This window comes from Thermodesulfobacteriota bacterium (assembly GCA_036397855.1).
GTDB lineage: Bacteria > Desulfobacterota_D > UBA1144 > Nemesobacterales > CSP1-2 > DASWID01.
On the sequence record DASWID010000149.1, the window covers coordinates 1 to 6322 of the forward strand.

At 43.4% G+C, this 6322-nt stretch carries 4 protein-coding genes; 1 reads left to right on the forward strand and 3 read right to left on the reverse strand.

Going from position 1 to position 6322, the window contains the following annotated elements; all coding sequences use genetic code 11:
- The 3 genes from VGA95_12095 to acs form a co-directional block, all read right to left on the reverse strand.
- Positions 1-1616, reverse strand: a 1616-nt coding sequence (locus tag VGA95_12095; protein HEX9667279.1) for an HAD-IC family P-type ATPase, incomplete at its 3' end; no start/stop codon positions are given.
- 405 nt (positions 1617-2021) lie between these two features.
- Positions 2022-3020, reverse strand: coding sequence for a sodium:calcium antiporter (locus VGA95_12100; GenBank protein ID HEX9667280.1), 999 nt, complete (start codon positions 3018-3020; stop codon positions 2022-2024).
- A gap of 214 nt (positions 3021-3234) precedes the next feature.
- Positions 3235-5190, reverse strand: coding sequence for an acetate--CoA ligase (gene acs / locus VGA95_12105; protein HEX9667281.1), 1956 nt, complete (start codon positions 5188-5190; stop codon positions 3235-3237).
- 540 nt (positions 5191-5730) lie between these two features.
- Here acs and VGA95_12110 point away from each other — a divergent pair.
- On the forward strand, positions 5731-6237 hold the full coding sequence (locus VGA95_12110; protein ID HEX9667282.1) for a DUF4149 domain-containing protein: 507 nt from the start codon (positions 5731-5733) through the stop codon (positions 6235-6237).
- Positions 6238-6322 lie beyond the last annotated feature (85 nt).

The window sequence follows — 6322 nt, forward strand, 5'->3', positions numbered from 1 at the left end:
ACAACCCGTATTCCTGACTCCCGACATTGCAGGATAGACTCTCGAACATCAGAGCGTGGCGGATCTAAAAGACAAGCAAGGCCAAGAAAGGTTAGATTTTCATATGGATTGACAGTTTCATCAGAAACCACCTTAGTGGCAAGAGCCAACATACGAAACCCTTTCTGTGCGAGTTCAGTGTTACGCTCCAGCCATCTTTTTCGAAGTGACGGCGAAAGTTCATTCTTATCACCAGAACTAACAAGACTGGTGCTCACGTCGAGCACAGATTCGGGAGCACCCTTCACCGCAACCCGATAGCGACCATTTTCCTTATGAAACGTAGCCATCATGTTGAGTGCGGGATCAAAGGATTCCTCTCTTACTTCGGGTGCAGTCTTAATGATCTCCTCACGATATATTCCTGCCTTTGCACCAGCAACCAGGAGTGACAATTCAAGCGGTTCACCCAAGGCCTTTTCCTCAGCCCCTTTTCTTAAAGTCGCATTATTACAAAGTACGCCTATCTCAAGAATATCTCGTACTGCTTTTTCACTCAGAGGATCGATCACCTTTCCATTAAATATAAAATCTCCTTTCCTGCTTAATTGTTCGCCAGTTATCTCGAACTCTCCTGAATCAGTTTCTATCCTGGTCACTGTCATCCTGTTTTCGGTTAAAGTGCCTGTCTTGTCGGTACAGATTATATTAGTCGAACCTAAGGTTTCGACCGCAGAAAGTCGATTTATCAATGCATTACGCCTGGCCATACGCATCATCCCCCGGGCGAGAGCTATTGTTGCAACAATCGGCAATCCTTCAGGTATAGCCGCGACAGCCAGTGCGATAGCCGTTTCAATCATGAGAATTAATTCCTTTCCACGTATGACGCCGAGAATAGCGATAATTCCAGTAATCGCCAGGGTAGCCCAAATTAGATTTTGACCAAGAAGTTCCAGTCGTCTTTCGAGCGGCGTGGTCTCTTCCTTTGCCTCTTCCACTAAAGAAGCGATCTGACCGAGCTCCGTATTTATCCCCGTGGAGACAACAACTCCCTCACACGATCCCCGAGTTAAAGATGTGCCCATGTATACCATGTTGGTGCGTTCCGCAAGAGGTGCATCTTCTTCAATAGGCTCCGTCCGCTTTGAAACTGGGATAGACTCGCCCGTCAGAGAAGACTCGTCGGCCTGAAGCTTTGAGGCTTCTATTAGCCTGATATCGGACGGTACAAGGTCACCCCCCTCGAGGATCACTATATCGCCCGGAACGAGCTCTTCGGCAAAAACCTCCTGCAAGTGACCATCGCGCCGAACCCTGGTATTTATTCTAACCATGCGCCTCAATGCCTCCATAGAACGGATGGCCCTAATCTCCATTACAAAACCTATAGCTGCATTAATAAAAATCACAACTACTATCGCCACACCCTCTATAACATCCCCAAAGGCGAAGGAGACAAGAGCAGCGGCGGCGAGGAGCAGGACTATAAGACTCTTGAACTGATTGAGAAGGACGATAAAGGCGCTTTTCCCTTTCGCCTCCTTAAGACGGTTAGGTCCGTGTCTTTTCAGTCTTGTCTTAACCTCGGATGTGCTTAGCCCTTTAGTTGGTTCGACGTCAAAATCCCTGAGCACATCTTCCTTTTTTTTGTTGAAAGGTACGATTTGAACTCTCCTTCAATTACTCAGCTCAAAAATCGTGAAGCTATTTACAAACTAATAGATAATAAACCGTCTCTAATTCCCCGATGCAACCATCATAGGCCTTGCGAGCAAAAGTTGAAATGTGAATCCAATGACATATGGATTCCCTATAAAGCTTGTCCCCCCATACACCTAGCGGGGAACATTCGACGATTACCGAGTATGGAAAACCGATAATGCTTCTGCTCACATGTTATCGGAGAAAAACATTTAACCTAAATTATTCAAGGCGCCATTAGACGCATGAAATGTAAATCTATATCTCGATGTCCTAAAGCTATAAGGGTATAATGCTATTTTCAATTCATTAAGCATGATGAACTAGCCGCTTAATCTCTATCTCATCGTGTACAAAACAAGTATAGCTACAAAATAGACTACTAGAATACCAATAGAATCCCAGGCAAATATCAGGGGTTTTTTGCTGGCCCTATAGGTCAAACCTATGATCGCGATCGCTGTCATCAATATTCCAGAACTAGCAGGGATTATTTGTTTTTGCGAAACATAGGAAAGAATCGGTCCCTTTATATATAAAATATCATCCAGTGCCAATACACAACAGTTAAATAGATTACTCCCCAAAAGGTTGCCGACTGCGAGATCTACCGCCCCAATTCTAACAGCAGCTATCGTTACTACTACCTCAGGCAACGATGTCGAAACAGCTATAAACATAGTACCTACAAAGGTTTGGCTAAGACCAGTAACTGCGGCAATCTCCTGTCCAACATGTGGGAGATAGGTAGCCGCGCCAATTAATATCAGTGCATTTAAGGAATACATCCCGTAGGCTCGTGATTTAGAAACTCTATCATATAGAAGCTCCTCCGTTATCTCCTTAATGATTTTGGAAATTCGAATCTTTTCATACAAGAAAATAATCCTCATTGCAATAAAGTAGACAGGAATAATTATCAAACTATATAAACCAACCCAGCCGATCGAAGTAAAATTCGAGCCCATAAAAAGACCCAGGCTTACTAAGCCAAGCATGAATATGCCGAAGCTTGCCGAAAGAACATGCCCTTCATGAACCCTTGTCGAGATCGGCACAGAGCCAACTATCGCATCGAGTAAAGCAATAATGAGAATATTAAACATGCAACTTCCAAGTAAATCTCCTGCCGTAATATTAGGGAGATCAAATATGGTTACAGAGCTGATACCGGTGATTAATTCGGGCAAAGAAGTAATGGAAGCCATAAGGATAACGCCTATCCATGTTCTTCCTAACCCCGTTTTCTCAGCGATTATGTCACCGTATTTTGCGAGTCTCCAACCGGAGAAAAATATTATCACCGCAAGGGCTATGAATTGAATCGATATGTGCACAAATTCTCTCTTAAACTTGGCTGTGTTGGATTCTACCTATTTGAAGACTGCAGTCAGAATGCTTAAACCCAGTGTGAAGGCCTATCGAAACGGAATGCAACGCTAATTATAATCGAATTGTCCACCAAATGAAGCTCCCTGAAGCAAGCGCCGAGTTGAAGAATGGGGACAGTCCACGAATGTACGGTCCAAATTTGCTTCTCATTTTCCTTGATCACATTTCTCTATGCCCATATTTATCCTTAAGCTCTCTCACAACCTCTGGATCAGCAAGAGTCGTTGTATCCCCGAGAACCCTTCCTTCCGATATGTCCCTTAGGAGTCTGCGCATGATTTTGCCGCTCCTTGTCTTTGGAAGCTCCGCAGTAAATATGATGTTATCTGGCCTAGCTATTCCTCCTATTTTCTTTACGACGTGATTCTTTAATTCATTCAATAAATTTAAATCTGCCTTCACCCCGTGCTTTAGGCTTGCAAAGGCAACAATCGACTGTCCCTTTAACTCATCGGATTTACCAATAACAGCGGCCTCCGCTACAGCGTGGTGATCGACCAGCGCACTTTCCACCTCCATCGTGCTTATCCTGTGTCCAGCTACATTCATAACGTCATCTACTCTACCCAAAATCCATAGGTATCCATCTCTGTCCTTATTCGCCCAGTCCCCAGTGAAATACCTGTTGGTGAATCTGTTCCAATATTCATCGATATATCGCTTCGGATCTCCATAAACGGTGCTTAGCATAGCCGGCCATGGATTATTAATGACAAGATATCCTAACCCTTCTTTAATACTATTTCCCAGTTCATTTACCACATCAGCATCAATACCAGGAAATGGCAGAGTTGCGGATCCGGGTTTAAGCCTTGTGACACCGGGGAGCGGAGTAATAAGTATCATTCCGGTTTCTGTCTGCCACCAGGTATCAACGATGGGGCATCTCTTTTTACCGATGTTCAGGTAATACCACATCCAGGCTTCAGGGTTAATGGGTTCTCCCACCGACCCTAAAAGACGGAGAGTTGAAAGATTATATTGTTCGAGATATTCCTCTCCCCATTTCATAAATGCGCGGATTGCGGTTGGAGCAGTATAAAAAACTGTTACACCATATTTTTCCACCATACTCCACCATCTTCCAATATCCGGGTATTTTGGAGAACCCTCATATAGGACGGTCGTTGCTCCATTTGCAAGCGGTCCATAAACCACGTAGCTATGCCCGGTTACCCACCCAATGTCCGCAGTACACCAAAATGTGTCTTCCTCTTTCAGATCAAATACCAGTTTAGTGGTTGCACATACGCCTGTTAAATAACCCCCGGTGGTATGTACAATACCTTTCGGCTTTCCCGTAGTTCCGCTTGTATATAGGATGAAAAGCATATCTTCGCTATCCATCTTTTCTGGCTCACAATAAGGGGACGCACCTTTCATAAGATCGTGCCACCAAAAATCTCTCCCTTTTTTCATTCGGACGCTTTCTTTATCTCCAATCCTTTTTACAACAACTACATTCTTTACGGTCGGTGTTTTTGTGAGAGCCTCATCGGAATTCTGTTTTAGAGTCACTACCTTCCCGTTCCTGTAACCACCATCCGCCGTGATGAGTACCTTTGATTTTGAATCGATTATCCTGCTTCTCAAGCTCTCCGCACTAAATCCCCCAAACACCACGTTGTGTGGCGCTCCTATCCTCGCACAGGCAAGCATTGCAATCGGAAGCTCAGGAACCATCGGTAGGTAAATCGTTACCCTATCTCCCTTCTTGACTCCAAGCTTTTTTAGCACATCTGCAAATTTATTTACTTCTCTGTATAAATCCCAGAACGTTAAAACTGAAGTTTCTCCTGGCTCCCCCTCCCAGACAATCGCCGCCTTGTTTTTCCGAGAAGTGGTTATATGCCGGTCGAGACAGTTATAAGATACGTTCATCTTTCCACCAACGAACCATTTAGAATGTGGAGGTTTCCACTCCAACACTTTTCTCCATTTTTTATACCAATGAAGTTCATCGGCAAAACCTTCCCAGAAAGCCTCCGGATTCTTTTTAGCTCTATTATAAATCGATTCATCCCTGACAATTGCCCTATCCCTAAATCTCTTACTTGGAGTAAACGTTCTTTTCTCGCCAACTGAGCCCTCGATGCTTTTCTGATGTTTTGGCATGATTTCCTTGCTCCTTTCTCTAGAAATTGAATAGTCTTAAGCTCGAGTATATTATTGAACTTTCTCGTGCACGACTTTTGTTATTTGGCTCTTTTCTAACTAATCATCTCATAAGAATCGCACATTTTCGGTTAAGCAAAGTTATCTTCATAAACGAATTTAATGCTCGACTTCATTAATTTCCCGTCATATAGTAATCAACATTACAGACTGGAGCGAATTGGCAATAATTATGCCAACACCACGTATTTAGCAGTCCCATTCCATGCTTTGTTAAAAAGGGGTGAAGAGATATCCGTGCAATGAGCTTATCCAATAAATTCGGTATTTATGACGAGCTCATGTAAATTTCATGCGTATAAGCACACTTTGTCTTTGACACTTGTGGAGTGCTTCACCTGATCTACATGATTAGCGGTAATTTTATCGCATCAGAAATATTCCACAAGTTGATTGCCCTTTGTTGTTTTTTTCAGTAATATCAGGGCTGCTAATATTTTTCGACACCTTGGCGCAGCTACGTGCTTGAGGAAATCGAATTTGAGTATAACGCCGTTCTTAGTCCTACTGATACACGTTGTGGCAGCCATTATTTGGCTTGGCGGGATGTTTTTTATTTCACTTGTACTGGTCCCGTCGCTAAGAAAATTAGAACCTCCAATAAAACGAACAGAGATACTTTCCGCGACTGGCAGAAGATTTAGTCTGGTGAGTTGGACAGCTATTCTGGTACTTTTGGTTACCGGCGTTATTAATTCAGTAAACCGTGGCGTTACAATTGATTTAATTTCATCGGGCAAAATCTTTTCCTCTCACTTCGGTATGATACTTACATTTAAGGTATTCTTAGTGCTCGTTATGATATTGATAAGTGCGATCCACGACTTTATACTAGGGCCTAAATTAATTAAGCTAACCGAACTTGGCAGATCCAGCCAGGACTCCGCGAAGTCTCTTGGGAAAAAACGCAAACTCGTTTCCTGGCTCGCCAGAATTAATGCATTACTAGGGATTATAGTAGTAGCATGCGCCGTGATGCTTGGTTGAAATATACAGCTCTATAGGGAGTAGAGAACATGGCCGAAAATTATGCGTTCGTCGCTGACTTATGTAAGGAGATTGGAGATATTCC

What these genes read in the sequence shown, in the direction of transcription:
- acs (HEX9667281.1), bottom strand. Translation starts at nt 5,190, where the DNA reads ATGCCAAAACATCAGAAAAGCATCGAGGGCTCAGTTGGCGAGAAAAGA.